Here is a 26,478-nt window from a genome sequence, read left to right as displayed (position 1 = left end):
AAGACGCTGACCTAAATTGTATTATGATCAAAGAACTGTCAGCGTGTTATGGCCTGCTCCCAGGCATCCATAAGTGATATAGGCCGGTTTCAAGTCCGATTGCTGTGCCAATCGTCCCGAGATCAATAAGAGACGCGTTTGCGTTTGAGGAGCTTGGGTTGAAATATGTATCATCGTGGATTTTGTTGCGGCGATAGATGATGACTTTGGGATCGTCATCAAGATTGGCCTTGGTTGTGGCCAGTTCAATCGCATCATCCATGTACCCTATCGTATCAATGAGTCCGTTTCTCTTAGCCTGGCTGGCCGTATAGACTCCGGCTTGAGCGATATCGGCCAGAGCGCTCTCCGAGACATGGCGCCGTTTTTTTACGAGTTCGAGAAAGCGGCTATTGAGGGTATCTATCATTGACTGGACGAGTTTTTGCTCTTCGGGAGTCGACTCCCGAAACGGTGTTCCCATGTCTTTGAGTTTTCCGGATTTGGTGACTTCCGCACCGACCCCAAGTTTATCCATCAATCCCTGTACTTTCGGGGTGATAAAAATCGTTCCGACTGACCCAACAATACTTGTCGGGTGAGCGACAATAGTGTCAGCCGCCATGGATACATAATATCCTCCTGAAGCGCCGACACTCATGATGCATGCCACCATGAGTACATCGTGGTCACTGCGAAAGCGCATGAGCTCATGGTAAATGATATCGGCGGCAGTCACGGTACCACCGGGACTGTTGACGAGAAGCACGACAGCTTTGATGGAGTCGTCTTGTGCTGCTTTGTGCAAGATGGAGGAGACCGTTTGCACAACACCGGGACGTTGAGACACGAGCCCTTCACGCGGTGATTCCGAAAGAAAGCCTCGGATCGGGATGATAAGAACCTTGTTTGAGCCGGAGCCTTCAAGAACATACTCTTTGAGCGGATCGCTTGCTTTGCCGAAAACATCGACATTTATCGTACAACCGACACTCAATAGAAGTAGAGCGAGCAAGGCGGTCAGGGCACAACACAAAGGAGCTCGTAATATCATGGGAGGGCACCGTTATTGATCGTCGGCCAAGCGGCTATCCACCCGCAAAAGCCGGAAAAATGTCTATGCGGTCTTCATCCTCCAGGAGCGTGTCCAAGGAGGCTGTGTTTCGGTTGACGAACACCATGAAACTTTCGGTATCGTCAAGCCCCATTCGCGAAAGCAAGTGCGCAACCGTTTCGTCTACAATGTAATCGTGTCCGGCTGGAGCGCAATCGAGACTGTCACATGACGAAACAGGATGATATTTTATATAGAGCGCCATTCCTGTCTCCCGTTTTGCACGTTTTCTGGGAAAGCGCGTTATGCCATAGTGTTTGCTGCGGGCCAAGTCTGTTGCGTTGCAAAATTTTTGGATAAGCAGGAATGGGGATGCCTGAATTGGAAGATCCTTGACGTATCACTGCTTTCTCGAACTCTCCTTGCTTCGTGAGCTGGCTCGGTTTATAGCTGGTAATATGGATATCCGAAATTTGTTCAAGTGCAATGCTAAACCTGCTCATTTGATGGTTTTGAATGAGTGAAGAAACATCAACATACCTACACGGGGGGTGCCATGGCACAAAGGAATCTTTTCCAATTTCCAAAAGGAACCCTTGCCGGTATGTCCCGTCGCGAATTTCTGAAATGGCAAGCCAAAGGAGCATGTGCCATGGCCGCGTGCGCCGGGGGCATACTTATGCCTTCAGGACTGTGGGCAGATGTAGGGTGTGACATTGGTCTGGCCAAAGGAGACCCTGCTGCCGCCACACGGGCAGCCGTTGGGCTTGTTGGAGGTATGGAAGCCTATGTCAAACCGGGGGACAAGGTTGTCATCAAGCCGAATTTTTCTTTTGCCAATCCACCTGAAATGGCAACAACAACGCATCCTCTCGTGGTCTCATCGCTTGTGGCTATGTGTAAAGAAGCGGGAGCTGACCGGGTTCGCGTTTTGGACCATCCCTTAAATTCGGTTGAACTCTGTCTGCAGCAGACTGGTATCAGTACAGCCTGCCAAGCTATCGACCCGAACGCCGTTCATGCCGTTGTCGATCGTCGTCTTTATGCCGAAACCGAAATATCTCAAGGCAAAGCATTTCGGACAACCGATGTCATGAAGGATGTCCTTGAAGCGGATGTTCTTATCGCTGCTCCTGTGGCCAAGTCGCACGGTTCGACTGGAGTGAGTCTTTCCATGAAAGGTATGATGGGACTCATTTGGGAGCGCGGTATCATGCATTATCGTTTTGATTTGAACGAAGCGATTGTCGATTTGTGTACTTTACTTAAAGCTGATCTCGCTGTGATCGATGCAACCCGAGTGTTGACGACAAACGGTCCGTCCGGTCCGGGGAAAGTCGATATTCTCAATACAGTGATTGCTTCCCCCGATATGGTCGCAGCCGATGCACAGGCCGTAACCATATCCACGTGGTATGGCCGGTCTTTTCGGCCGAATCAGGTCAAGCATATCAAATTAGCCGCCGAACGTGGGTTGGGACGACTGGATATTGAAAATCTGCGTGTGAAGCGAGTGGAAATCTAATGGTCGATTTCCGTCGTGTTCTCCAGACCATTTTTCTACTCATTTTTTGGCTCTTGCTCGGATTGACGGTTTTTCCGTTTGTTATCGGAATTACTGTTCAATGGGCGCTTGTTTTCGATCCGTTTTTGGTCGTGGGAACGGCGTTGGCAACACGGACCTTTCCGGCCATGTTCGGCCTGGGTATACTTGTCTGGATGTCGGCTTTGATCTTGGGACGTGCCTTTTGCGGGTATATGTGCCCTATGGGGGCGACCCTGGACCTTGTCGGTTGGATATTACGTTCACCTCGTAAGCCTGCGATGTGGTCTCCGCGCTTGTTTCGATGGAAATTTCTGTTTCTTATTGCCTGTCTTGCCGCGGCTACATTTGGAGTATCACTGGTTTTTCTGGGTTCACCACTTTCTCTGGTTACGCGGTTCTATGCACTGCTTCTTGAACCTGTGGCGTCATTTCTTGGAAATACGGTTCTCGATGGCATGCGCACGGCCCTCGACTGGGTCGGTATCGATGCATTGCGGTATATTCATTGGGGATCACGGAAATATGCTGCCGTGGCATTTGTGCTTGTCACATTTGGTGCGCTATTCTGGTTGGCTCGGACAACACCGCGTTTTTGGTGTCGGTATCTCTGTCCGGCTGGGGCCATGCTCGGTCTGGCTTCGAGACGGCCAATTGTTCGGCGCCGCGTCGATGCCTCTTGCATCGACTGCAAAAAATGCGTCGCCAATTGTCCTATGAATGCCATCCCCGATGATCCTCAAACGACCCGGCTGGATGAATGTATTCTGTGCCAGACCTGTGCGCAGGTCTGTCCCGTTAGGGCTATTGCGTTTACGCGTCTCTCCGACCAGTCACAGCACCGTACACATGTGGACGACCTGTCTCGCCGCGCTGTACTGACGGCAGCTTCAGCCGGAGTCGGGGTCGCAGTACTTGTATTGACGGGGCTGCATGAATCGGCGTCCTTCGATGACGGTGGGGGACGCATTATGGACCCGACTTTGATTCGGCCACCCGGTGCCGTACCGGAACACAGCTTTCTTGCGGCCTGTGTTCGCTGTGGTGCGTGCATGCGCGTGTGTCCGACCAATATGTTGCAACCGACGTGGCTTGCGTCGGGATTTGCCGGATTATCCAGTCCGATTGGTGTTCCCCGACGCGGACCGTGTGAACCATTGTGCAATGCATGTGGTCTCGTTTGTCCGACTGGAGCTATTCGACCTCTTATCTTGGAAGAAAAAATGTGGGCCAAAATGGGAACGGCTCACATTACACGGCAAAAGTGCCTTGCCTGGGAACTTGATCGGAAATGCCTTGTGTGTGATGAAGCGTGTCCCTACGATGCGATCAGTTTGCGTCAGGTTCCGGGGATTGTTTCGGCCGTGCCATTCGTTGACGAGAATAAATGTGCAGGATGTGGTTTTTGCGAGCGGTATTGTCCTGTCACAGCTTTGCCGGCCATTTCGGTGGAACCGATGGGAGCCGTTCGTTTGGCGTCGGGATCCTATGCCGAATATGGTCGTGCAGCCGGTTTGACGATAAGCCGAAAAGTAAAAGTCGCACCGACTCTTTCCAATCAGGAACAGGATACAGGGGAGCTGCCGCCAGGATTTCTTGTCGATTAAACGCAGAAAAAAGCCAGAGTCTTGCATTTATCGTAAAAATCATTAGGGAGTTGACCTTACCTCTGAGGTCACAGAAGTATGCTCTACGTCAAGCACCGTATTGCATCTCACGGTTCGACTTGATTCTCATTTTATGGTGATGGATAACGGAAAAGGAATGGATTTATGGAACCAGATGAAATTTCACAACGTATTGAAGAACTTCAGCCACTCGTGGCAGCGGTCAAAGCAGAAATGGCCAAGGTTGTTGTCGGCCAATTCGATTTGATTGAAGGCTTGCTTATCGGGCTGTTCACCAAAGGGCATATATTGCTTGAAGGCGTTCCCGGACTCGCCAAAACGACTGCGGTCAAAGCCTTGGCTGCGGCCGTACATGCCCGCTTCAAACGTATTCAATTCACCCCGGATCTGTTGCCGGCCGATATTCTCGGAAACCGTGTTTATCATCCTGAAACTGGCTCTTTTTCGACGAAAAAAGGACCACTCTTCAACAACATCATTTTAGCTGATGAGATCAACCGTGCCCCTTCGAAGGTGCAATCCGCGTTGTTGGAAGCCATGCAGGAACGGCAGATTACGATTGGTGAAGAGACATTTCCCCTGGATGATCCATTTCTTGTGCTTGCCACGCAAAACCCAATCGAACATGAAGGCACATATCCCTTGCCTGAAGCGCAAGTCGATCGATTCATGTTAAAAATCATTCTTGGGTATCCGAGCATGGAGGATGAGCGTGAAATCGTCAAACGCCATGGTTCGGCCTTGGCTGAGCCTCCGCAAGCTGTTCTGACACGTCAAGGATTGGACAGTATCTCTCGCGTCATACAAAATGTGTACATTGACGACGCTATTCTCGAATATATTCTTCGCATTGTTTTTGCTACCCGATTTCCCGGTGAGTCCAATCTTGGTGATATTGCTGGGTTTATCGAGTTCGGCGCATCGCCGCGGGCGTCAATCTGTTTGAGTGAAGCTTCCCGTGCTCGGGCATTTCTGCATGGTCGAGAATATGTTGTCCCCGATGATATCAAGGCCGTGGCGCTCCCTGTGTTGCGGCATCGATTGATCTTAACCTACGAAGCGGAAGCCGAATCTCAAGACGCTGACGCGGTTATCCATCATATTCTTGCGCACGTCCCGACTCCGTAATCGCGTCGTTCCATCGTGAAAACTCTGTTCTGAAAGGAGAGGCCACAGGGGCAGGCTTGGTCATGGCTTTTCTCACGCAGTGGACGGCTGCGAAGATGATCGTTCGTAAAATCGTCATAATGCAGTCATCTCATTGTGTTACCGATTGTCGACGTTCGGAGAATTGTTTCCGAAAATTTCATCAAGGCTTGTCATTATTTCTTGTGCGCTGTGTTGATTTTGCGACGAGCCTTCAGGAACGTGAACGAAGACAATGATTATGAGTACCATGATGTCTGCTGTGCAATCGAAAGGAACCGTTGATTCTTCTGAAATCGGGAGCAATGGATGTCGCGAGACGGACAATGCCGAAATACCTTCGGCACAGTTTCTCCTGTATGGGAATGGCTCGCTCTGTGAAAGTGAATATGTCCCAGGGGTCACCCAACTCCCCGAATTACTGGATGATCAGATTTTGTGGGTAAAAGTTCTTGGTATTCATGATTATCCATTTGTGAAGACAATATGTGAGCAATTCGCAATTGATGATGATTTGTTAGAGGATACGGTCGATACAAGCATGCGGCCGCGATATCTTGAATTGGATAACGGGATCTCCATTACCATCAAGAGCATCGACATTGATCCTGTAACGCGTTCAATCCATGCCGAACATGGAGCGATGATTTCCATGGGGCAGGTCGTTTTGACCTTTCAAGAGTGTCGTACACACCCATGGAATGATTTTGTGAAGCGATTGCGCCGAGGAAGACATTGGAATAAAAGCGATCCGCATTACTTGGTTTTTTCACTGGTCGATACGATATTGGACCATTATCTGGCATCGATGGGCTCGATGACAGATACCTTACAAGAGCTTGAAGACAAGCTCCTTGATGTCCAAACGCAGGAAACACTTCTGGAAATGTTTCGGATCAAGCGTGAAATTGCCTTGTTGCGAAAAAATATATGGCCCTTACGTGAAATTGTTCAAGGGCTTTCGCATAAAAGGAAATCCAAAAAAGTCAGTGAATATGCGCTCGATATCTTGCGTGACATTCGAGATGACGTCAAAGAAGTCATTGACTTGCTCAATACGGTGGACAACGTCATTACGGGTCTTATTGATTTGAATTCAAGTATTGCCGATATGACGATGAACAGAGTGATGAAAGTGCTGACCGTCATGGGAACAATCTTTCTTCCACTCACGTTTATTACCAGCTTGTACGGGATGAACTTTAAAAATATGCCGGAATTGGAATGGCACGACGGCTATTATATTGTTCTTGGTGTCATGCTCGCCATTACTCTCGGTATGGTATGGTTCTTTCGTCGTAAGCGATGGATTTAATCCTCTAAATCAGCATTTTTCCATAGAGGAAGAAACACGTTTTCTCGTCCGTCAGGTGCACCCGATATGGATTTTTCATAGACCTTGGGGCACTATGGCATGATTCTTCGCACGGCAAATGATGGATGCGAAACGATGTGTGCCGTGGAATTCGAACAGTACATATGACGTTTTTCCGCTCGATTCCCCCTCATGCAGCAACGCGACAGTCTTTGAGACGCTTCTCAAAATGCAATGCGTTCTCGTTACTGGAGAGACATGATATGATTTCCCCGCCGCTTTATAAACAGCTTCGCCGTATTCACCTTCGAGGAAAACGTATTTCGGATGCACTCATGGCCGGTCATTTTCGATCCGTCTTTCGAGGACATGGTGTCGAATTTGAAGAAGTCGGGGTGTATGACGAAAACGATGACGTGAAGCATATCGAATGGAACGTCACGGCCCGTATGGGGAGACCGTTTGTTAAACGATACCGTGAAGAACGTGAACAGACCGTCATGTTGCTTGTCGACACGAGCGCATCGCTCGGAGTGGGACATGTCGGGCACCGCAAACTGGAAACGGCGGCGGAGACCGCCGCGTTGCTGGCTCTGTGTGCGCAGGGAAACGGTGATGCTGTTGGGGCCATGTTGTTCAGTGAATCCGTTGAAATGGTTTTGCCGGCAAAAAAGACGCAATCCGCAGTCTGGCGAATTGTCCGCGAAATCGTCGGCGTCAATAGAGCCACGGGAAAAACATCGCTTCGCACTGTCTTGGAAGAATTTGGCCGCATGCATAAACGCCGCGCTATTGTCTTTCTCATTTCCGACTTTGCTGACACCGGTTACATGGATGCCTTGCGCCCTGTCGCCGGTCGACACGATCTTGTGGCAGTCATGGTTCATGATCCTTTGGACTTTGATTTGCCCGAAGCCGGGATTGTTCATGCCGTTGATCCTGAAACTCATGAAACGGTTGTCTGGGATTGTTTCGATGCCGCTTCTCGCAGACGATTTCATACTGCGGCAATCGCCGATTTCGAACAGCGTCAGGCGGAATTACGTGCTGCCGGAGTGGATATTGTAGAATGCAGTACAGATGCTTCTCCTGTGGATGCACTGTATCGTTTCTTTCGGCTTCGTGAACGCCGCCTCGGGAGATAAAAAAACATGGCAGTAGACGAAGCCATACAGGATATTGTGGATATCAAGCCGCTGCTTGCGGCTCCGTCGCCATCTTCTTTTTGGATGGTGTGGATGATACTCGGTGTAGGGCTCTGCGTACTTGGCATCATTATTATATGGTGGTGGCGCCGAAAACGACGTTCTGAAACCATATCGCCACGCGCCGTGTTGAAGGGGTATATTCAACACATGGATGATACTGGGCTGTCAGATGGGCAGTGGTATACGGCGATGACCAATGTTGTACGTCAAACGGCTGTGATTGCATGGGGTGTGCAGGCTTCAGGGCTGACCGCGGCAGAGTTGGCATCGCTTGTTGAGTTGCAGACGCCCGATTCCGCATTGGGACGAGACGTTGCCGCTGTGCTGGTGCGCAGTGAAGCCATGCGTTTTGCGCCTGAAGGCAAGACTTCGGCAATCGGTGCCGATCAAAGAGCAATGGATCGCGAGACAATTCATCGTTTTGCAACTCGCACCGCCTTGCAGGACCGTGTACGTCATGGAGGCAAACATGATTGAGTTTGCCCATCCGGTATGGTTCGTCTTGTTGTTGGTGCCGCTTGCCGTGTGGATCATAACCGTGCGGCGTCGCCGGAAACAAACGGGGTTGACGGTGACATCGGTACGCCCGCCAACTGGAATGTCGTTATGGCTTCGTCTGTATCGAGTATTACCGATCGTTCCCCCGTTCGTCTTGACGCTGCTCGTCGTTGCGTTGGCTGGACCGCATGTCGGTCACGATCGAACCTATGTTCCGTCAACTGGAGTGTCCATCGTCTTGGCCGTCGATGTCTCGGAAAGCATGGCCGCGCTCGACTTCACGCTTGATGGAAACTCTGTCAACAGGCTGGCTGCCGTTAAAGCGGTCGTGGATGATTTTCTCAAGAAACGGCCTGGTGACCGGATTGGGTTGGTTGTGTTCGGATCCAATGCCTATACCCAGGCTCCGTTGACCCTTGATCATGACGCTTTAGCTTTGGCGTTGGATCGCGTCTCTATTGGTGCAGCTGGATCGAAAACCGCGGTCGGGGATGCGCTGGGCATTGCCCTGAAGCGACTGGAAGATGTGGACAGTACATCCAAAGTCATCGTGCTGTTGACCGATGGACGATCCAATGCCGGAGAGATATCGCCGGAATCAGCCGCGCTTGTGGCTAAACAAGCCGGTGTTACTGTCCACGTCATTGGGGTCGGAAGCGATAAACCGGCACCGTTTATCATCAATGATCCGCTGTTCGGTCAGCGGGTTGTTCATCAGCGTCTGGAAATCGACGAACCCTTACTGCGGAGTATCGCCGACGAAACAGGTGGTTTGTTCTTTCGCGCGTCCGATACCGAGGGGCTGCGCCGTATCTATGATACCATCAATACTTTGGAAAAAAGTGACTTCAAGGTCATGACATTTGGCGATACCACGCCTTTATCCGGATGGTTTATCGGTGCTGCGTTCGGACTCATGTTGGTGTGGATGGTCTTGACCGCAACCCGATTATTGAGTGCGCCATGACATTTGCTCATCCTGAATATTTTTGGTTTTTGCTTGGTTTGCCTCTCGTTGCTCTGGTGCTTGTACGGGCCATGCGAAAACGAGACAGACTGTTTGCCGGGTATGTTGGAGCGGCCGATACGTCTCGAGGACGTATCGTACGATGGTTACGTATTGTTGCCTGTGTGCTTGGGCTGGCCTGTCTTCTTGCCGCTTTGGCGGAACCGGTGGCCGATACGGCGCAGACCGTGAATCTCAAACGCGATGGCGCAGCACTGATGGTGGCGTTGGATTGCTCCAAAAGTATGCTGGCTGAGGATGTGAAACCGAATCGCTTGGAGCGCGCCAAGCGAGAAGCCATTGATCTGACGGATCGGCTATCTGGAGACAAAGTCGGTTTAGTTGCGTTTGCCGGCGATGCCTTTGTGCAATGTCCACTGACTTTGGATTATTCGGCGTTTCGATTGTTTTTGAGCGTTGTCGGACCCAATTATTTCCCGGTTGGCGGCTCAAATTTGGCTCAAGCTGTGGATGTCGCGTTAGAGGCTTTTTCCGGCAACGAAGGTGCGGGGAAGGCCATCATCGTTATCAGTGACGGCGAAGAGACGACAGAAGAAAATGAAGCGCGGATGCAGGACGTTGCCGAAAAAGCCAAATCCATGGGGATACGTATTTATACCATGGGCGTGGGCACGACGCAGGGCGCTCCGGTGCCCTCTGCAAAAGGGTATATGAAGACGTCGGACGGCTCTATTGTTGTTTCTAAACTTGATGACGGGTTGTTGAAGAAAATCGCTACGATCACGGGAGGACTTTATGTCGATGCCGTGGGGACGGACGATGACCTTGACGTACTTTATGATAAGACGATTCGTCGCGATATGACACGGACAACCTTTGAAGAAACCCGCCAGCAACGCCGAACGGGGGATATCTCTATACTTGTTCTTGTCGCTTTGGGGTTGTTTGCGTTCGTTTTTGCCAGACCGGGGGGATATGCTGGTCGATGGATACTTGTTCTGGCGTTGGTCATGGGAATACGCTGTCCGGTCTGGGCCATGGATACGACCGATATCGAACACCTGGCACAACAGGCGTATGAGGCTGAGCGATACGATGAAGCCCTGGCTTTGTATTTGAAAGCACAGATTGAAAACCCGACATCATCGGCGTTGTATTACAATATCGGCAACGCGCAGTATCGTTTAGGACATTTCAAAGAAGCGGCAACACAATTTGCTGAAGCGTTACGTCAAGGAACTCCTGATCTTCAGGCGCAAGCCGCCTATAACCTCGGCAATGCCCGGTTTAAAAATCATGACATAGGCGGCGCTATCGAGGCCTATGAAACCGCGTTACGCTTAAATCCTAATGATACGGATGCGGCCAAGAACCTTGCATTTGCCAAACAGGTACAACAACAGCAGAAGCAGCAACAAGAGCAGCAGGGTTCATCTTCTCAGGAGCAGCAACAGCAGGAGAAGAGTGAGCAACAGGGAGATTCCTCGCAAAATCAAGGAACTCCAAACAATAGCGGTGAATCTAATTCGTCGGAATCTCCTGGGCAGTCCGGGACAAACACGCCGTCTGAATCTTCCGCACCGTCAGAACAAACCGGTGGAGAGAAAACAGAACAGCACGACAATGCGTCGTCGAAAAATCAAAATACGGACCAAACGTCGCAAAGTCAGAATATCGGTGAGTCTCACAAACAAGACCCCGAAAAGCAAAATGATATGTCGTCTTCACAGGACGAACGACATCTCGATAATGGTGAAGAAGCATCTGCACCGGATACCGCTTCTTCTGATTCGGAGGCGCCTCTGTCCGAGCGTCTGCAGGCAATCGATGGAGAAGGCGAGCAGGGCGATGATGAGAATACTGAAGCGATGAGGCAAACTGCCGTTGCCGGTAAATCAGATGAACCATCGGAAACATCGACAGAAAGCGCCGATCAACGCGTCGGTCTTGGTGTGTTGGATCGGCTCCAGGATATGCCGGGCGGGGCGCTTCGACCGACGGCGCGCAAACAGCAGGTGACAAAGGACTGGTAAGTATGACCATTTTGGGGTCCAGATTTCGGGAAAGGCATCATATATTTTCTCTACAGTGGCTGGTCTGCGCAGTGCTCGTTATGCTTGTTGTCTCACTCGCGGGCTCGGCATTCGCTCAAGAGGATAATGCTCCTGAGGCGCTTGTGGATCGGAATACTATCGCTGTTGGGGAATCTTTATTTCTTCGTGTCATGGTACATGGTGGAGATGCCGACATCGACACATCGGTGATTACAAACTTTGAGGTTGTTTCTCGAGGCACAAGCACTCAGATTGAAGCCGGGATGAGCGGTATTGAGCGCACCACAACCTATTCATATACCTTGATTCCGCAAAAGAGCGGTGAATTGCAGATCCCTGCGTTACCTGTGAAAACAGATGATGGGACACAATACACAAAACCCATTACCATCACGGTCACTCCCGATACGGAATCGTCCGATAAAGATATATTTCTTCGCGCCACGGTGAGTAATGCGACGCCGTGGGTCGGCGAGCAAGTTGTCTACACTTTGACCGTATTTCTTGGACTTCCGATCAGTAATGCACAACTTGGCGAGCCAGAATTTTCCAAAGCGGATGTTGTCCGATTAGATGGACAGACTGAGAGCGAAGAAATCCACAATGGACGGCAGTATAAAACAGCAACGTTTCGTTTTATGGTCACGCCATTAGAAGCAGGTGAGATTGCCGTTAAACCGGTCACATTGCGAGCCGATATGCTTGTGCCCACGAGAAACCGAAATCTGCCGGGTCGAGGTTTTGGGCAGGGTTTTGCCGGGATGGATCGCTTCTTTTCGTTTTCGGATTTGCAGCCCGTCGCGTTTCGCTCCAATCCGGTCTCTTTGACGGCAAAAGCGTTGCCGCCTGTTCCCTTTGGCACAACGTTTTCCGGACTTGTCGGCGATTTCACGTTGGATGTTGCGACGGATGTGACATCTGCTCGGGGCGGAGATTCCGTGACCATGACCGTCACCCTTTCGGGGCGAGGGAATGTTGCCAGTGCAAGTTTGCCGGCAATTGTGTGGCCAGAGGGCATGAAAGTATACGATGATGCTCCTGAGCGGGATGTGAATACCGATGAGAAAGGATATTACGGGAAGAAGACATTTCGTCTGGCGCTTGTTCCAGCCAAACCGGGCACTTTTGTCATTCCGTCCGTGCACATCACGTATTTCGATCCTGTTGTGGGGAAGTATAAGACACTGGAGTCGGAGCCCATTTCATTGACCGTGACGGGGCAGGCCGTGATAGCTTCGCCGGTGCCTTCCATCGATTCCTCAGAAAAAATAGTACAGTCGCAAACACCCGCAACCGAACCGGTCATACAGCTGCAACAGACACCAATTCGACCGTTACGTCGAGGGCCGGTCGTCCTCACTGATGAAATGTCATTTGGGCCGTTGCTTTTCGGCGTTATCGCACTTGGCTCGACAGCGCTATATGTTCTTTTTCTTTTAGTACGTCGTTTTGCTGCACGGCAAACTCGACGCATTCAACAAGCCAAGCGCCGAGTTGTGAATCATGCGCGCCGAGCTTTGCTGGCTGATACCGATGAAGCCATGCTTGAAGCGGCTGGTCGCGCGCTTGAGTCTGTTCGTCAGTTTTCTTCGAACAACAGTGCCCTTGAGCGTCATATCGAAAAACTCAATACCATGCGTTTCCGCCCGATACCGCCGGGACACGAGGAAATCCGTACCGCAACGGAGGAAGCGTTGCGTATTGTGGAGGCGATATGCCGATAAAATGTGTAGTTCTTACTCTCTGCTTTGTTTTGACGGCTTCAATGGTTACCGCTGCCAGTGAAACTCTTGATCGTAACACGCTGTATACAGATGGGCTTGCGGCGTTCGATCGCGGTGAATACGGTCAGGCCGCCGAGCTTTTCACCCGATTGACTGACGAGGGCGTCTCGAATGGGCCACTTTACTATAATATCGGGGTATGCCGACTGCACGAAGGACGCATTGGCCTTGCACGCGTCTGGTTTGATCGAGCTGCCTATTATATGCCGTCTGATCCGGACTTACGCCAAAACGCGGCGTATGCGGCTTCGCATGTCGGCAAAACCGGCGATGCAATGCCGCAGTCGACATTGGCAGCACTGCTTGTCTTGCCGCGGATTCTTCCGGCTCCCGTGGTGTACGCTATGGCCGCTGTTCTGGTGATGTTGTGTTGGATAATCCTTATGGTACGACGGTTGCGCCCGAATATGGCACCTCCAGCGCTTGGAGCGGCCTCAGGAGTGATCGCCTGTTTTGCTGCGGTATGCGTTTTGTGTGCTGCGGTGCTTATCTGGCAGACAGTATGGATACGTCAGGCCTACGTGGTGACGGAAAAGGCAGAAGTCCGTTCCGGCAATACGTCTTCGGCGACACTCTTGGCAGAACTCCCCGATGGGAGTGCCATACAACTCGTCGAGAATATGGGAGAATATGTTCGAGTTCGGTTTGGAGATGATAGAACCGGATGGATAGAGACGACAAGCGTCGTCGCTCGTTAATTCTTTTCTGAAAGCATATTCCGTCCAGCGGTGCATCTGCACCGGTGAATGGCAATCCACAAAAGGAGTCGCACAATGTGACTCCTTTTTTTGTGTGCGTTCAAAGGGGGATTGATCACGGTGAACGGTTCTAAACGGACTGTCAGTGGCTTTGAAATTTCGTGTTTGAAATTGTCGAGGATTTCCGACCACTGACCGAAAACCGTATGCAATATTGTTGTGTTGCTTGCTAGAAAGGAAGGCATGAAGAAACCGCAACCTTGGAGGCTTTCATGACACAGCAACACACCACATATGGTGTCTTTGGTGACTCCATGAATATGCAAATGCAGAGAGCAGAATGCGTCGATATGACGAATTTCGACAGTGTTACTGTTTCATCGCAAATCAAGCGCGGTTTTCTTTCTTATCATGTCAATGACGTCATGCGGTATGGCATGGCTGTTATGGCATTCGTCGGCATTGTGTTCGTCTGAGCCCTTATTTCCCCAAACTCTTAAACAGGAGACAGACATGAAAAAGAACGAAAAAATGCAAGCATATTGGAAGAAGAACCTGACATATATGGTTGTCCTCCTGTCTATTTGGGCTCTCGTTTCGTATGTATTTGGAATTTTGCTTGTGAGCCAGCTCAATGCATTCCATCTTGGAGGATTTCCATTGGGATTTTGGTTTGCTCAACAAGGATCGATCTTCGCTTTTGTTCTCATTATTTTGGCGTACTACATTCTCATGTCCAGGCTCGACAAAGAATTCGACGTCCACGAGTAATTCATACGTATAAAAAAGAGGTGTCTCATGTCGATCATGGCTTGGACATATATCATGGTGGGAGTGACGTTCAGCATCTATTTGAGCATTGCTTGGATGTCGCGTGTTAAGGATACAAAAGGATTCTACGTTGCCGGCGGAGGGGTGCCTCCGCTTGCCAATGGAATGGCCACTGCAGCAGATTGGATGAGTGCAGCATCATTTATTTCCATGGCTGGCCTCATTTCGTTCATGGGATATACCGGCTGTATTTATCTCATGGGCTGGACTGGAGGATATGTTTTACTGGCATTGCTGTTGGCGCCGTATCTGCGCAAGTTCGGCAAGTTTACCGTGCCTGATTTCGTGGGAGACCGGTATTATTCGTCAACAGCTCGTGTTGTGGCATTGATCTGTGCCGTGTTTGTCTCCTTGACGTACGTCGCTGGTCAAATGCGCGGGGTGGGCATTGTGTTCAGTCGTTTTCTCGAAGTCGACGTGGATACCGGAGTCTATATCGGGATGGCCATAGTGTTTTTGTACTCCGGATTGGGCGGTATGAAAGGCATCACGTGGACCCAGGTGGCGCAATACTGCGTGCTCATTCTGGCGTTTCTCATTCCAGCCGTGGCGATTTCGTTGAAGATTACGGGGAATCCAATTCCACAGCTCGGTTTTGGTGACACCATTGCTTCAGGCACGGATGCAGGAGCGTATCTGCTTGATACGTTGAATAAAGTCAGCGTTGATCTCGGTTTTACGCAATATACATCAGCTTTTGGTCCGGGAAACAAGTCGATGATTGATGTCATGGCGATTACCATGGCGCTCATGGTGGGGACGGCCGGATTGCCGCACGTTATTATCCGGTTTTACACCGTGCCGAGTGTGAAAGCAGCTCGTTTGTCGGCATTTTACGCAATCTTGTTCATCGCGATTCTCTACACGTCGGCACCGGCAGTGGCTTCGTTTGCCCGATACAACATGATTAAGTCGTTGAATAACGTGCCATATGAAAATGCACCGTCCTGGTTTTTGAACTGGGAAAAAACCGGGCTCATTGCCTGGTTGGACAAAAACGGTGATGGACTGATTGAATATCGTGCAGGGAAGGCGTTTACCGGAACACCGCAATTTACCGGCCAGGTGGGCGCGTTTGGGCAACCGTTGTTGTCGAACACACCGACCGATAGCCCCAACGAGCTGTACGTTGATCGTGATATTATGGTGCTTGCTAACCCGGAAATTGCCAAATTGCCGGCTTGGGTTATCGCGTTGGTGGCTGCTGGTGGACTTGCTGCGGCGCTGTCGACGGCATCGGGATTGTTGCTGGTTATTGCGTCGAGCATCTCTCATGACCTGTATTATCGCATCATCAATCGGCAGGCTTCGGAGAAACAACGACTCATGCTCGGCCGCATCATGATCGGGGTGGCGGTGTGTATCGCCGGCTATTTCGGCATTAATCCGCCCGGATTCGTGGCACAAGTGGTGGCGTTGGCGTTTGGACTCGGCGCATCATCCTTTTTCCCCATTCTCGTGCTGGGTATCTTCTGGAAGCGAGCCAATCGACAGGGAGCAATTTGGGGAATGGTGTCTGGTATTGGGTTTACGATGTTCTATATTGTGCAAACAAAATTCATGGGGGTTGCTCCGTGGTTCTTCGGCATCAGCCCTGAGGGCATCGGTGCCGTGGGCATGGCCATCAACTTTATGGTGACAATCGTCATCTCTTTGATGACGTCGCCTCCGCCAGAAGAAATCAGCGAGATGGTGGAAAGTGTGCGCATTCCGCGCGGAGCAGGCGCCGCCGTGGATCACTAACAATACAAGAACGTCGTTTTCAATCATTAATGTCATATCCGTACACCGCCGTCGAAAAAAGCGACGGCGGTGTTTGCGTGATGAGAGAGAAGGGCTATGGTATAATGGAAAAGACCGTCTAACCTCGTCGGAGAGTGTTCCATGTCTAGCCATGATTTGCCCGACGCCGACCCTGTTTTTGTTAGGGATTTTCTGGCACAAACCCTGCCTTTTCGTTTTCTTGATTCGACAATGCTCATGACCTTAGCCAAACAGTGCACGATAGATTTTTATCCTAGACAAACCATCGTGATAGAGCAGGGACAGGCGGTCGTTGATGCCTTGTATCTTATTCAGCGTGGTGGCGTGCGTTTATTTGTTCGTGACGATGAAGGAACGGTGACACTTCTTGATTTTCGAGGAGAAGGAACCACCTTTGGTGCCACAGCTATATTTCGTCATGGATCGTCCGACGTCTGTGTGGAAACCATTGAGGATACGTTTGTTATCAAGCTTCATAAGCAGACATTTCTTGACATAGCTGAAACGCAACCAGTCATTGCCAACTATTATTTGAAGGTCTTGTCTCGGGACTACTTGTCAAAAGCATTTGTAGAAATGCGTCGACGAAAGTCGTTTATACGTGAAGAGGGTTCATTTTATCTCTTCAGTAAGCGAGTAGGAGACGTGGTGTCCAGGCCGGCTGTTACCGTCGATTTTGGACGAAGTATTCAACGGGCTGCCCGGGATATGCTCAAACAAAATGTCGGTTCGCTATTGGTTCGAGAGCCGTCAGGTGCGGTTTCCGGAATTGTAACAGATAAAGATTTACGCATGGCATTGGCGCTCGGCATTGATTCGTCGGCTGGCGTGGAAACAATTATGTCCACACCGGTTGCTTCTATTGAAAGTCATCACGTCTGTTTCGATGCATTGCTCAAAATGATGACCGGTCAGATTCATCACCTGAGTGTGACACGGAATGGTGATGTTATCGGCGTGCTCACATCACATGATATCATGGTTTTGCAAGGGAAATCACCCATGTCATTGTTTCGCGAGATTCGGTCGCGCGAACGTCTGGATGAGCTGTATCCCATGGCGGAAAAGGTGCCGCAAATGGTACGCAATCTCGTTGAAGAGGGAGCCAAAGCCGGCAATATCACCAGAATGATTGCCATCATAAACGATCTCATTGTGGAACGGGTGCTTCACCTCGTCTCCCAGGAAATTGGTCCGGCTCCGGTTTCGTATTGTTTTCTGTTCATGGGGAGTGAAGGGCGCCGGGAGCAAACTTTTGCGACGGACCAAGACAATGCGCTTGTCTACGCGGATTGTGAGGAGGACTTTTTAGAGAGAGCGGCAAACATTTATTTTGAAGCGTTTTCACAACGCGTCACTGAAGAACTCGTCAAATGCGGATATCCTCGATGCAACGGGGAGATTATGGCGTCCAATCCTGCATGGCGCAACTCGCTTTCTGCATGGAAACGTATCTTTGATGACTGGGTTCATGTGCCGCATCCGCAAGACGTGATGCACGCTTCCATCTTTTTTGATTTTCGTGGCGGGCATGGTCATGTTGCATTAGCCGAAGATTTACGCCGCCATGTTATTGCTCTTACACGTGAGAATGACGTTTTTTTGCGCTACTTGGCGCAGGATTGTCTCAAGAGCAGACCCCCGTTGTCTTTTTTCAACAATTTTATTGTGGAAAAAGACGGAGAACACCGAAATACGCTCGATATCAAAGCGCGTGGCTTATTACCATTGACGGATTTCGCCCGTGTTTTGGCCTTGCACGCCGGTATATCCGAGACCGGAACACTCCTTCGCCTGCAGCTTGTACATGAGAAGGGACTGCTGCCCGATGATTTGTATCAGGCATCAACGGAAGCTTTTGAGTTCTTATTGCATTTGCGCCTGGTGCACCAGTTAGAGCGTGTGGAGCAGGGTGTTCCCCCAAATAATCATATCGAGCCCTCTCGATTGTCTGAATTGGAAAAGCGCACACTTAAACAAGCGTTCGCCGTTATCGGTCGCATTCAGGCTCACGTGAACGATGCCTATCATTTGTCACTCTCATAAGAATTTTCATATTGAGGATTACATACAGTATGCACTGGCTTCGACAATTATTTTCACGTCATCCCTTACCGGAATTAATGGCTAAAAATCATAATGCGTTTCGGCGCTTTGATCAGAAACGTCCTTTGGATGAATATGAATTTGCTATTGTTGATACGGAACTCACAGGACTGTCTGTCAAACGTGATGCGTTGGTATCTATCGGAGCCGTGCGTATTAAAAATCTCGTTTTGCACCCGGCAGATGCTTTTTCGTGTCTTATGAAGCCCGACCGCAACATTCCAAAGTTTTCTACCCTTATCCACCACATCACGCCAGACGATGTAGCTCAAGCGCCGCGTGAATGCGATGTTCTTCCCGCGTTTATTAATTATCTGGGTGATAGCCTCATCGTTGGACATCATGTTGGACTCGATATGGGATTTCTCAATGCGGCGTGTGTTCGATTATATGGTGTTGGTCTGAAGAATCCTTGTCTCGATACGCTGTTTCTCGCCAAAGTGTATGATGAGGAGTTGTGGGGGAATTATTATCGACGTTTTGACCTGTCCCTTTCGTATAATTTGGCCGATCTGACAAAAAAGTATGGACTTCCTGAATTTACCCCACATGATTCGCTGCAAGACGCTTTGCAAACTGCCTATCTGTTTCTCTTCCTCGTCAAGCAGTTGAGAAAAAATTGGGGCAAGGGACGTATGACAACGCTCAAAGATCTCTATTTGGCAGGTCGAAACTGGCGTTGGTATTTATGATAGTGCGCTCTTATAAATGTCATGAGCAATCACGGCACAGAATTCGGCGGCATGGAATGAATGTACTCCATGCCGCCGTTGTCGTTGGGTGAGCGTTACAGCGTGGCGTAAAGTCGTTTCTGCCGATATCGTTCCACTGGTTTCATGACCACTTCATTGAGTCCTATGGAAAGAAGAGTGGTCACGATGAGAGAAACCAAGGCATATTGATGCATTCCCCAGTAAAATTGCACCATGGCAATGGTGAAGAATTGAGAAATGTACATGGGGTAAGACAGTTCGCCGATTGTTCGGTCAAGGCGATTATGTTTGGTACGGGCAAAAAGCAGTGGGATAACAAGAACGGAGAGACCAAAGATAAACGTTTCCTTGAGCTTGTTGGCAGGAAGGTATTGATAGAAAAAGAGGCACGCGAAATAGAATGCAATGATCATGTTTTCCAAACGGCGAGATAAACGGATGCGATCCAGTCCCCGGTAGATTCTATGACTTAAAATGCCAAGGAGAAAAAAGCAAAATTCAGCAGGGAAAAAACGCATTCGCCACGGATCGTATGGAAGAGTCGTGGCCTCGAAAAAAACACGCAAAACTGCGCTGAACATAATGAGAGCGAACAGAAGGGGAAAGCGGCGGCGAACGAGAAAAGGAGCAAGCAGGTAGAACATGATTTCCAGATTTAACGTCCAGGCCTGCGGTACAATCAAAAATATCCACATAGGGATTGGAGCGAACAAAGCATCTGTGGAGAACGCCATGGAACCTGATGGTGCCAACTCTGTGAAAAAACACAGATCTTGCCCCACAATTGCGAGGTTTGAAAAGAGCATATAGAAGACACTCAATGGCTTCATATCTTTCCAATATGTTATCCATGTCCCAAGGAAAAACCATTTATTGAGGATAAAATGGCTTGCTAAAGAAAAGAGTATGCACAGGACAAAGACAGCAAGGTACGTGGGGAAAAGACGAAGCAATCTGTTCGTGAGAAAAAGTTGATAACTTCCAGGCCCCGTATACTTATTACTAAGAATAAGCGACATATAGAAGCCTGAAATAATGAAGAAAATTTTAAGGGCAACGTAGGCGTCCGTGAAGACAAATCCAAAAAGCGGAGCCGAGTGGTTAATAATGACAATGCAAGCGAGAAAGTAGCGAAGAACACCCATATGTGTTTGTTGTCTTGCTCGAGAGTTTGGAATCCCAGCGGTCTGTTTGGGGCGGCCGTGTCGACAAGGATTCACCTGTTTGAAAACAGTAGGGCCGCCAGCATGACGGCCCCCGGAAATCACAGGCTAGTTATTGTCTTTGAGAGCTTGGGTGAGTTTGTCTTTGTCGTCCTTGAAGAGTTTGTAGTTGATTGCATCTTCCAATGCTTGCCAACTCGCTTCAATGACATTGTGAGAGACACCCACCGTTACCCAGCGTTCTTTATTGTCACCCGATTCACAGAGTACCCGGACATGTGAAGCCGTGCCGCCATCTTCGCGTTGCGTTGCCGAGAGAACACGGACCTTGAAGTCCAAAAGCCGCATTTCAGAGAGCTTAGGATAGAAGCCCTGCAATGCTTTGCGTAAGGCAATGTCCAAAGCATTGACGGGGCCACGCCCGGACGCTGCTGTATGTTCTTCTTTTCCGCCCACTTTGATTTTGACCGTAGCTTCAGTCAACGGTTCATCGCAGTCGATTTGTTTCCAATCAATAATGCGGTATTTAAGCATGGTGAAATACCGACGAGCACGCCCAAGCACACGGTTGAGGAGAAGTTCAAACGAGGCTTCAGCAGCAGTAAACTCGTATCCCATGCTTTCGCGTTCTTTGATGATGGAAAGCAATTCCTGAACAAAGGGGTCGTTTTTGTCCAGATGGAATCCATATTGTCTGGCTTTGACAAGAATATTGCTTTGGCCGGCTTGGTCGGACAAAAGAATACGCTGTTTATTACCAACAATTTTTGGACGAATATGCTCATACGTCAGCGGGTTCTTTTGAACTGCACTCACATGGATGCCTGCTTTGTGGGCAAATGCCGAATCTCCGACATAAGGCTGCCGTGAAAGCGGAATCAGGTTGCAGACTTCGGAAACGAATTTCGCCGTGGGGGCAAGAAGTTTGAGGTGTCCCTCGGGGAGACACGTCATTCCCATCTTGATTTCGATATTGGGAATGATGGAACACAAATTTGCGTTCCCACAACGTTCTCCATATCCGTTCATAGTTCCCTGAACTTGTACAGCTCCGGCTCGAACGGCGCGTAACGAGTTGGCAACGGCAAGTTCCGAGTCATTGTGTGTATGAATCCCCAACTTTGCATTGGGCAACTCTGTGCGTACAGCAGTAATAATGTCGTGGATGTCTTGCGGCAGGTTCCCACCATTGGTATCACAAAGCACAAGAACATCGGCGAAACTTTCATGCGCACGCTTGAGTGCGGCCAGAGCGTATTCCGGATTCGCCTTGAACCCATCAAAAAAATGTTCGGCATCAAAAAAAAGCTCTTTTGCGTGAGGTCGCAGGTAGCCGAGCGAATTTGAGATAAGATCAAGGTTTTTATCCAGCGTGATGCGAAGGGCATCGGTCACATGAATATCCCAGCTTTTACCGAAAATCGTGATGACCGGCGTTTCCGCCTTCACAAGCTCTTTCAGATTGACGTCGTTCTCCGCAGTCCCTTTGGGGTTGTGCGTGCTGCCAAACGCTGCAATCTGAGCATACTTGAAATCGTAATTCTTGATGTCCTTGAAGAAGCGTTTGTCGGTTGGGTTGGAACCGGGCCATCCGCCTTCAATATAATGCACACCAAGTTCGTCAAGCCGTCTGGCTATACGAACTTTATCTTCAGCCGTTATGTTGATGTCTTCGGCCTGTGCTCCGTCTCGCAGAGTGGTGTCGTAGATTTTGATTGTGCTCATTGCTCCTCGCAAACAGATTGTACCTTCTTGTCCAAACCAAACGCGTCATGCAACGCGCGCACTGCCAATTCGGTGTATTTTTCGTCGATCAGGCAGGTAATCTTGATTTCTGACGTACTGATTAATTTGATGTTGATGTTTTCTTTACGTAAAACATCGAACATTTTGGAGGCAACCCCTGAGTGGTTGCGCATACCGACGCCGATGACCGATACTTTGGCGACATGCAGATCGTGCTGTACCGACGTGGGATCGATTTCAGTATCAATAGATTCAATGATTTCCATTGTCTGTTCAAGATCGGCACGAGGTACCGTGAATGTCATATCGGTGTGCCCGTCACGCGAAGTGTTCTGCACGATCATATCGACGAGAATACGCTTTTCTGCGATAGGGCTAAAAATGCTTGCCGCAATGCCTGGTTTATCGGTGACGCCCCAAATTGTAATGCGGCACTGATCCTTATCGTACGCAATGCCGGAGACAAGTACATCTTCCATTTGCTGATCCTCCTGAATGACGAGGGTGCCGGGGGCGTCCGAAAAAGTGGAGCGGACAAGCACCGGAACGTTGTATTTTTTGGCGAATTCAACCGAGCGAATTTGCAAAACTTTAGCTCCCATGCTGGCGAATTCTAGCATTTCATCATACGTAATCTTATCAAGTTTTCGGGCCGTCGAACACATATTGGGGTCGGTCGTGAACACCCCTTCGACGTCGGTGTAAATTTCACAAAGCTCAGCATTGACTGCAGCAGCCAATGCGACGCCCGACGTGTCGGAACCGCCACGGCCTAAGGTCGTGATGCGGCCATCGCATGTTACGCCCTGAAAACCGGCCATGACAAGAACATCGTAACGTTCGAGCAGGCTTTTGATTTTTTCGTCATCAATATGATCAATGCGGGCTTTCGTGAAAATACTATTGGTCGTCACTGGTATCTGGATACCAAGGAGAGACCTGGCGGAAATGCCGGCATCCTTGAGGAGCATGGTAAAGAGTCCTACTGAAACTTGTTCCCCAGTGGAAACAATAAGGTCAAGTTCAGCAGGATCAGGGTGATTTGACCAGGTTTTGGCCAAGCCGAGAAGGCGATTGGTTTCCCCCGACATTGCCGAGAGAACAACAATCATTTTATAGCCTTCATCAAGGCCGCGTTTGACCCGGACAAGCACTTTTTTCATGCATTCGAGGTCTGCAACGGATGTTCCTCCGAATTTTTGAACGAGGATGCGCATGTGATGCCACTCTTTGTTTTTTGCGTTGATCGCGCGCCACTGCAAAAGGGAATTCCCGCGCTATACACATTTATTGCCGGCTACGCATAGCAGCGAGGCCCTTGCAGATCGATTGCCGAAGTGGATCGGTATGGTCCGTAACAAGTGTACATACGGCCTGCCGTCCTGTCGGTGTAATCGTTAAGGCAATGTCCAAATGACGTTCCAAGGCAAGTTCATTTCCCAAACGTTCAGCCCATTCGATAATAATAAATCCAGACTCTCGACCAAATGGAGTATCAAGGTACTCATCTGTCGTTAGACAGGCGTCTTCAGTTTCGAGCCGATACAGATCGAGATGAGCCGTTGGCGGGCGCGTCGGGTACAGATTGGCGAGGTTGAAGCTCGGGCTGGACACGTCGGCGTTTTCACCGCCGGGCAAGGATTCGATGAAGCCTCGGACAAACGTGGTTTTGCCTGAACCCATTTCTCCTTTCAAGCAAATAATGCAGTTTTGCTGTAAAGGCGTAAGTGTATACGTAAAGAAATGTCCTAATGCCAACGTCGCATTCACGTCAGGAAGTTCAATGGGGGGACAAACGATCGTATCCATTGCAGTCCATACGTATTTTAGGATGCGTTTGGCGTCGAACCTGCACCTATAAGAGTACTTAAAATATCGCGCATACCGATAATGCCAACAAGCTTAGCATCTTCTACGACAGGCAAGGTGTGGTAGCCTTTATCGACCATCAGCGTCGCAACATCTTCAATTGAAGTGTCTGCGCTGACTGATATCGGGTTGCGTGACATAGCGCCTTCGACGTTCAAGGCAGCGATACGTTCCATTTCACGATCAAAGTCACGCAGGGAATCAAATGGCAAAAATCCGTCCAATATGGAAAATACCGAGGGAAGTTTGAGTTTTTTTTGCTGCGCAACGAGGTCGGATTGGCACAGAATACCAATGAGTTTTTTGTCGGCGTCGACAACGGGAACGCCATTAAAACCTTTTTCGAGCAAGAGCTTGGCCGCCAGGATGATCTCCGTATCGGGAGCCAATGTGACGACGTCCTTGGACATAATGTCTTTTGCTTTAAGCATGTAACCACTCCTTGAGGGCGTGAGGCATGATGTCAATGATTTCTGTGGGAAGGTTGCCCCGGTAAGGATAATCCTTTTCCAGAGCCAATCCACAAAGTCCATGCCAATATACTGCCAGACAGGTGGCAGGCAAGAGGGAAAATCCTTTCGCTGCGAGCGCGCCGATCATGCCAGCGAGAATATCTCCGGAACCGCCAACAGCGAGGCATGGGGCAAAGATAGGGGCATAGTGTATTGGAGCAGGTGCTGTTTCCGGTGTCTTTCCGGACATGATGAGTGTTCCTGGCCCCTTGAGAACAAGCGTTGCGTCGGTTTTTTCTGACAAACGACGAACGGCAGCAGGACGATCAGCTTCGACTTCGGGAATCGACATACCCAAAAGTCGTGCCATTTCACCGGGATGAGGTGTCAGAACTGCCGTATGTGGCAATGATTTGAGAAAGTTTGGGGCTTCGGCCAAGTGAAAGAGCGCATCCGCATCGTACACGGTCGGGATAGTGATATGGTTAATCAGTTCTTGTAAGAAAAGCCCAGCTTCTTGTGTCCGCCCCATTCCCGGCCCAACAACAAGCGAATCTGTTTCACGCATTTTGTCGAAAAGAAGAGAAACAAGATCGGCGGACCAGCCATCGGTTTGTCCTGTTGGCATGGTCATGATATCAGGACATCCCGCTTTCAACGCCGTTTCTACGCCACCTGGGCAGGCGACCGTCACAAGACCCGAACCCGCACGCATAGCTGCCAGACCACATAACAATGGAGCGCCGGTCAATCCCCGTGAACCACCGATGACGAGGAGGCGTCCAGCACTGCCTTTGTGGATGAAAGGGTCTTTCGTATCGAGCAATTCCCCAAGTTCAGGACCAAGCCCGACATGTGTCGCGGGATGGGCTGCCTTGACCTGACGAGGAATACCGATAGAACGGACGATCAGACGGCCGACATAGGGTTGGGCTTGAGGTTGGACAAGGCCAAATTTCGCAGCTTCGAATGTGACGGTGACATCGGCATACACGGCAGTTGGTCGAGCATGCCCAGTCAAACCATTTACCCCTGAGGGGATATCGACTGCGAAGACAAATGCTGACTGGCCGATCGTATTGACAGCGTTGACAATATCAACAAAATCCTCACGCAATTCGCCAGAGAAACCGGTTCCCAGAAGGCCATCAACAAGGATATCCGGGCGGGGAAATCTCGTCAGTTGGTCAGGGCGAAGTGTTGCGATCGGAATACCAAGTTTTTTTGTCAGTTTGAGATTGTATCCGGCTGATCCTTTGTATCGGTTCTGCGGTTTGGTCAAATAAATAATGGGATCGATGCCATCATCGAGCGCAATGCGAGCCATGGCCAGAGCATCTCCGCCATTATTTCCCGGACCGGCCAAAAAAGCGACACGCTTTCCTGTGAGGTCACCAGCCTGTTGTCTGAGGACAGCAACAGCTTCGCGGCTGGCATTTTCCATAAGAACGTGACCGTGAATACCGATTTCTTCAATAGACGTCTTATCCCAAAGGGCCATCTCTGCAGGAGTCGGGAGCGGGGTACATTTCATGGTGTTTCTGCCTGTTTTTCATTGACCGGCGTATTGTTTTCAAGAATGACGACTGCCGCAGCCGTATCTCTGCCATGTGTGAGACTCAGGTGAATGGATGTAACACCCATCTTTTGGGCCAATACTTCCGCTTGACCAGCAAGGGTGAGGAACGGCCGTCCCGATGGGGCAGAGCGCACTATAAAACTGTGAAACCCAATGCCACCGGTAAATCCCGTACCAAACGCTTTGGCCGCAGCTTCTTTGGCCGCAAATCGTGCACTGATGGAAGGAATCGCCTGTTTGGCTAAATGATGACATTCCTCGGGAGTCAGAATCTTCTCAAGAAAGCGTTCACCATGGCGTTCCAAGGCCGTACGGATGCGGTCAAGTTCCACGATATCGATACCGAGTCCCACAATCATAATATATTGATGCTGTTCAAAG

At 49.8% G+C, this 26,478-nt stretch carries 24 protein-coding genes; 15 read left to right on the top strand and 9 right to left on the bottom strand.

The window, feature by feature from the left end; genetic code table 11:
* Window positions 1-46 precede the first annotated feature (46 nt).
* On the bottom strand, window positions 47-1,033 hold the full coding sequence (gene sppA / locus G451_RS0104865) for a signal peptide peptidase SppA (RefSeq protein ID WP_051261158.1): 987 nt from the start codon (window positions 1,031-1,033) through the stop codon (window positions 47-49).
* Between the two features lie 34 nt (window positions 1,034-1,067).
* Window positions 1,068-1,298, bottom strand: a complete 231-nt coding sequence (locus tag G451_RS27665; protein WP_034640844.1) for a MoaD/ThiS family protein — start codon at window positions 1,296-1,298, stop codon at window positions 1,068-1,070.
* A 291-nt stretch (window positions 1,299-1,589) separates the two neighbouring features.
* On the opposite strand from G451_RS27665, the gene G451_RS0104855 reads away from it, so the two are divergent.
* The 15 genes from G451_RS0104855 (at window position 1,590) to G451_RS0104780 (ending at window position 19,267) form a co-directional block, all read left to right on the top strand.
* The gene (locus G451_RS0104855) at window positions 1,590-2,558 is read left to right on the top strand and encodes a DUF362 domain-containing protein (RefSeq protein ID WP_245587772.1); all 969 of its coding nucleotides are present in this window, start codon (window positions 1,590-1,592) and stop codon (window positions 2,556-2,558) included.
* The gene (locus tag G451_RS27660) at window positions 2,558-4,183 is read left to right on the top strand and encodes a 4Fe-4S binding protein (protein WP_034640841.1); all 1,626 of its coding nucleotides are present in this window, start codon (window positions 2,558-2,560) and stop codon (window positions 4,181-4,183) included. Before G451_RS0104855 ends, G451_RS27660 begins: the two co-directional genes overlap by 1 nt.
* A 165-nt stretch (window positions 4,184-4,348) precedes the next feature.
* The gene (locus tag G451_RS0104845; protein ID WP_027183370.1) at window positions 4,349-5,332 is read left to right on the top strand and encodes an AAA family ATPase; all 984 of its coding nucleotides are present in this window, start codon (window positions 4,349-4,351) and stop codon (window positions 5,330-5,332) included.
* Window positions 5,333-5,591: 259 nt separating this feature from the next.
* A complete protein-coding gene (gene corA / locus G451_RS27655; protein WP_169727823.1) occupies window positions 5,592-6,665 on the top strand; it encodes a magnesium/cobalt transporter CorA in 1,074 nt (357 codons plus the stop codon).
* A 263-nt stretch (window positions 6,666-6,928) separates the two neighbouring features.
* Window positions 6,929-7,810 (top strand): DUF58 domain-containing protein, encoded by an 882-nt coding sequence (locus tag G451_RS0104830; RefSeq protein WP_027183368.1) that lies wholly within the window; start codon window positions 6,929-6,931, stop codon window positions 7,808-7,810.
* A 6-nt stretch (window positions 7,811-7,816) separates the two neighbouring features.
* A complete protein-coding gene (locus tag G451_RS0104825; protein ID WP_027183367.1) occupies window positions 7,817-8,350 on the top strand; it encodes a DUF4381 family protein in 534 nt (177 codons plus the stop codon).
* Entirely contained in the window at window positions 8,343-9,338 is a 996-nt protein-coding gene (locus tag G451_RS0104820; RefSeq protein ID WP_027183366.1) for a vWA domain-containing protein, read from the top strand. Before G451_RS0104825 ends, G451_RS0104820 begins: the two co-directional genes overlap by 8 nt.
* On the top strand, window positions 9,335-11,371 hold the full coding sequence (locus G451_RS0104815) for a vWA domain-containing protein (RefSeq protein WP_027183365.1): 2,037 nt from the start codon (window positions 9,335-9,337) through the stop codon (window positions 11,369-11,371). The genes G451_RS0104820 and G451_RS0104815 overlap by 4 nt, the downstream gene beginning before the upstream one ends.
* Window positions 11,372-11,373: 2 nt before the next feature.
* Window positions 11,374-13,116: a BatD family protein gene (locus G451_RS0104810; protein ID WP_027183364.1), complete on the top strand. Its 1,743-nt coding sequence runs from the start codon at window positions 11,374-11,376 to the stop codon at window positions 13,114-13,116.
* Entirely contained in the window at window positions 13,107-13,874 is a 768-nt protein-coding gene (locus G451_RS0104805; protein WP_027183363.1) for a tetratricopeptide repeat protein, read from the top strand. The genes G451_RS0104810 and G451_RS0104805 overlap by 10 nt, the downstream gene beginning before the upstream one ends.
* A gap of 272 nt (window positions 13,875-14,146) precedes the next feature.
* Window positions 14,147-14,350: a hypothetical protein gene (locus tag G451_RS0104800; RefSeq protein WP_027183362.1), complete on the top strand. Its 204-nt coding sequence runs from the start codon at window positions 14,147-14,149 to the stop codon at window positions 14,348-14,350.
* 37 nt (window positions 14,351-14,387) lie between these two features.
* Window positions 14,388-14,645 (top strand): DUF4212 domain-containing protein, encoded by a 258-nt coding sequence (locus G451_RS0104795; RefSeq protein ID WP_027183361.1) that lies wholly within the window; start codon window positions 14,388-14,390, stop codon window positions 14,643-14,645.
* 27 nt (window positions 14,646-14,672) lie between these two features.
* Window positions 14,673-16,448: a sodium:solute symporter family protein gene (locus G451_RS0104790; RefSeq protein ID WP_027183360.1), complete on the top strand. Its 1,776-nt coding sequence runs from the start codon at window positions 14,673-14,675 to the stop codon at window positions 16,446-16,448.
* Between the two features lie 141 nt (window positions 16,449-16,589).
* Window positions 16,590-18,515, top strand: coding sequence for a DUF294 nucleotidyltransferase-like domain-containing protein (locus tag G451_RS0104785; protein ID WP_027183359.1), 1,926 nt, complete (start codon window positions 16,590-16,592; stop codon window positions 18,513-18,515).
* Between the two features lie 29 nt (window positions 18,516-18,544).
* A complete protein-coding gene (locus G451_RS0104780) occupies window positions 18,545-19,267 on the top strand; it encodes a 3'-5' exonuclease (protein ID WP_027183358.1) in 723 nt (240 codons plus the stop codon).
* Window positions 19,268-19,362: 95 nt separating this feature from the next.
* Here the strand turns inward: G451_RS0104780 and G451_RS0104775 are convergent, their stop codons facing one another.
* From G451_RS0104775 to G451_RS0104745, 7 genes are all read right to left on the bottom strand, one after another.
* Window positions 19,363-20,433, bottom strand: coding sequence for an acyltransferase family protein (locus tag G451_RS0104775; RefSeq protein ID WP_027183357.1), 1,071 nt, complete (start codon window positions 20,431-20,433; stop codon window positions 19,363-19,365).
* 126 nt (window positions 20,434-20,559) lie between these two features.
* Window positions 20,560-22,176, bottom strand: a complete 1,617-nt coding sequence (cimA, locus tag G451_RS0104770; RefSeq protein ID WP_027183356.1) for a citramalate synthase — start codon at window positions 22,174-22,176, stop codon at window positions 20,560-20,562.
* On the bottom strand, window positions 22,173-23,414 hold the full coding sequence (locus G451_RS0104765) for an aspartate kinase (RefSeq protein ID WP_027183355.1): 1,242 nt from the start codon (window positions 23,412-23,414) through the stop codon (window positions 22,173-22,175). The genes cimA and G451_RS0104765 overlap by 4 nt, the downstream gene beginning before the upstream one ends.
* Window positions 23,415-23,484: 70 nt before the next feature.
* Window positions 23,485-24,006: a tRNA (adenosine(37)-N6)-threonylcarbamoyltransferase complex ATPase subunit type 1 TsaE gene (tsaE, locus tag G451_RS27650; protein ID WP_051261156.1), complete on the bottom strand. Its 522-nt coding sequence runs from the start codon at window positions 24,004-24,006 to the stop codon at window positions 23,485-23,487.
* Window positions 24,007-24,023: 17 nt separating this feature from the next.
* On the bottom strand, window positions 24,024-24,497 hold the full coding sequence (locus G451_RS0104755; protein ID WP_027183354.1) for a CBS domain-containing protein: 474 nt from the start codon (window positions 24,495-24,497) through the stop codon (window positions 24,024-24,026).
* Entirely contained in the window at window positions 24,490-26,052 is a 1,563-nt protein-coding gene (locus tag G451_RS0104750; RefSeq protein WP_027183353.1) for a bifunctional ADP-dependent NAD(P)H-hydrate dehydratase/NAD(P)H-hydrate epimerase, read from the bottom strand. Before G451_RS0104750 ends, G451_RS0104755 begins: the two co-directional genes overlap by 8 nt.
* Entirely contained in the window at window positions 26,049-26,456 is a 408-nt protein-coding gene (locus G451_RS0104745) for a holo-[acyl-carrier-protein] synthase (RefSeq protein ID WP_027183352.1), read from the bottom strand. The genes G451_RS0104750 and G451_RS0104745 overlap by 4 nt, the downstream gene beginning before the upstream one ends.
* Window positions 26,457-26,478 lie beyond the last annotated feature (22 nt).

This window comes from Desulfovibrio inopinatus DSM 10711 (assembly GCF_000429305.1).
GTDB lineage: Bacteria > Desulfobacterota > Desulfovibrionia > Desulfovibrionales > Desulfovibrionaceae > Alteridesulfovibrio > Alteridesulfovibrio inopinatus.
Note: the sequence above shows the minus strand (reverse complement) of the source record. Positions and strands in the feature narration are given on the sequence as shown.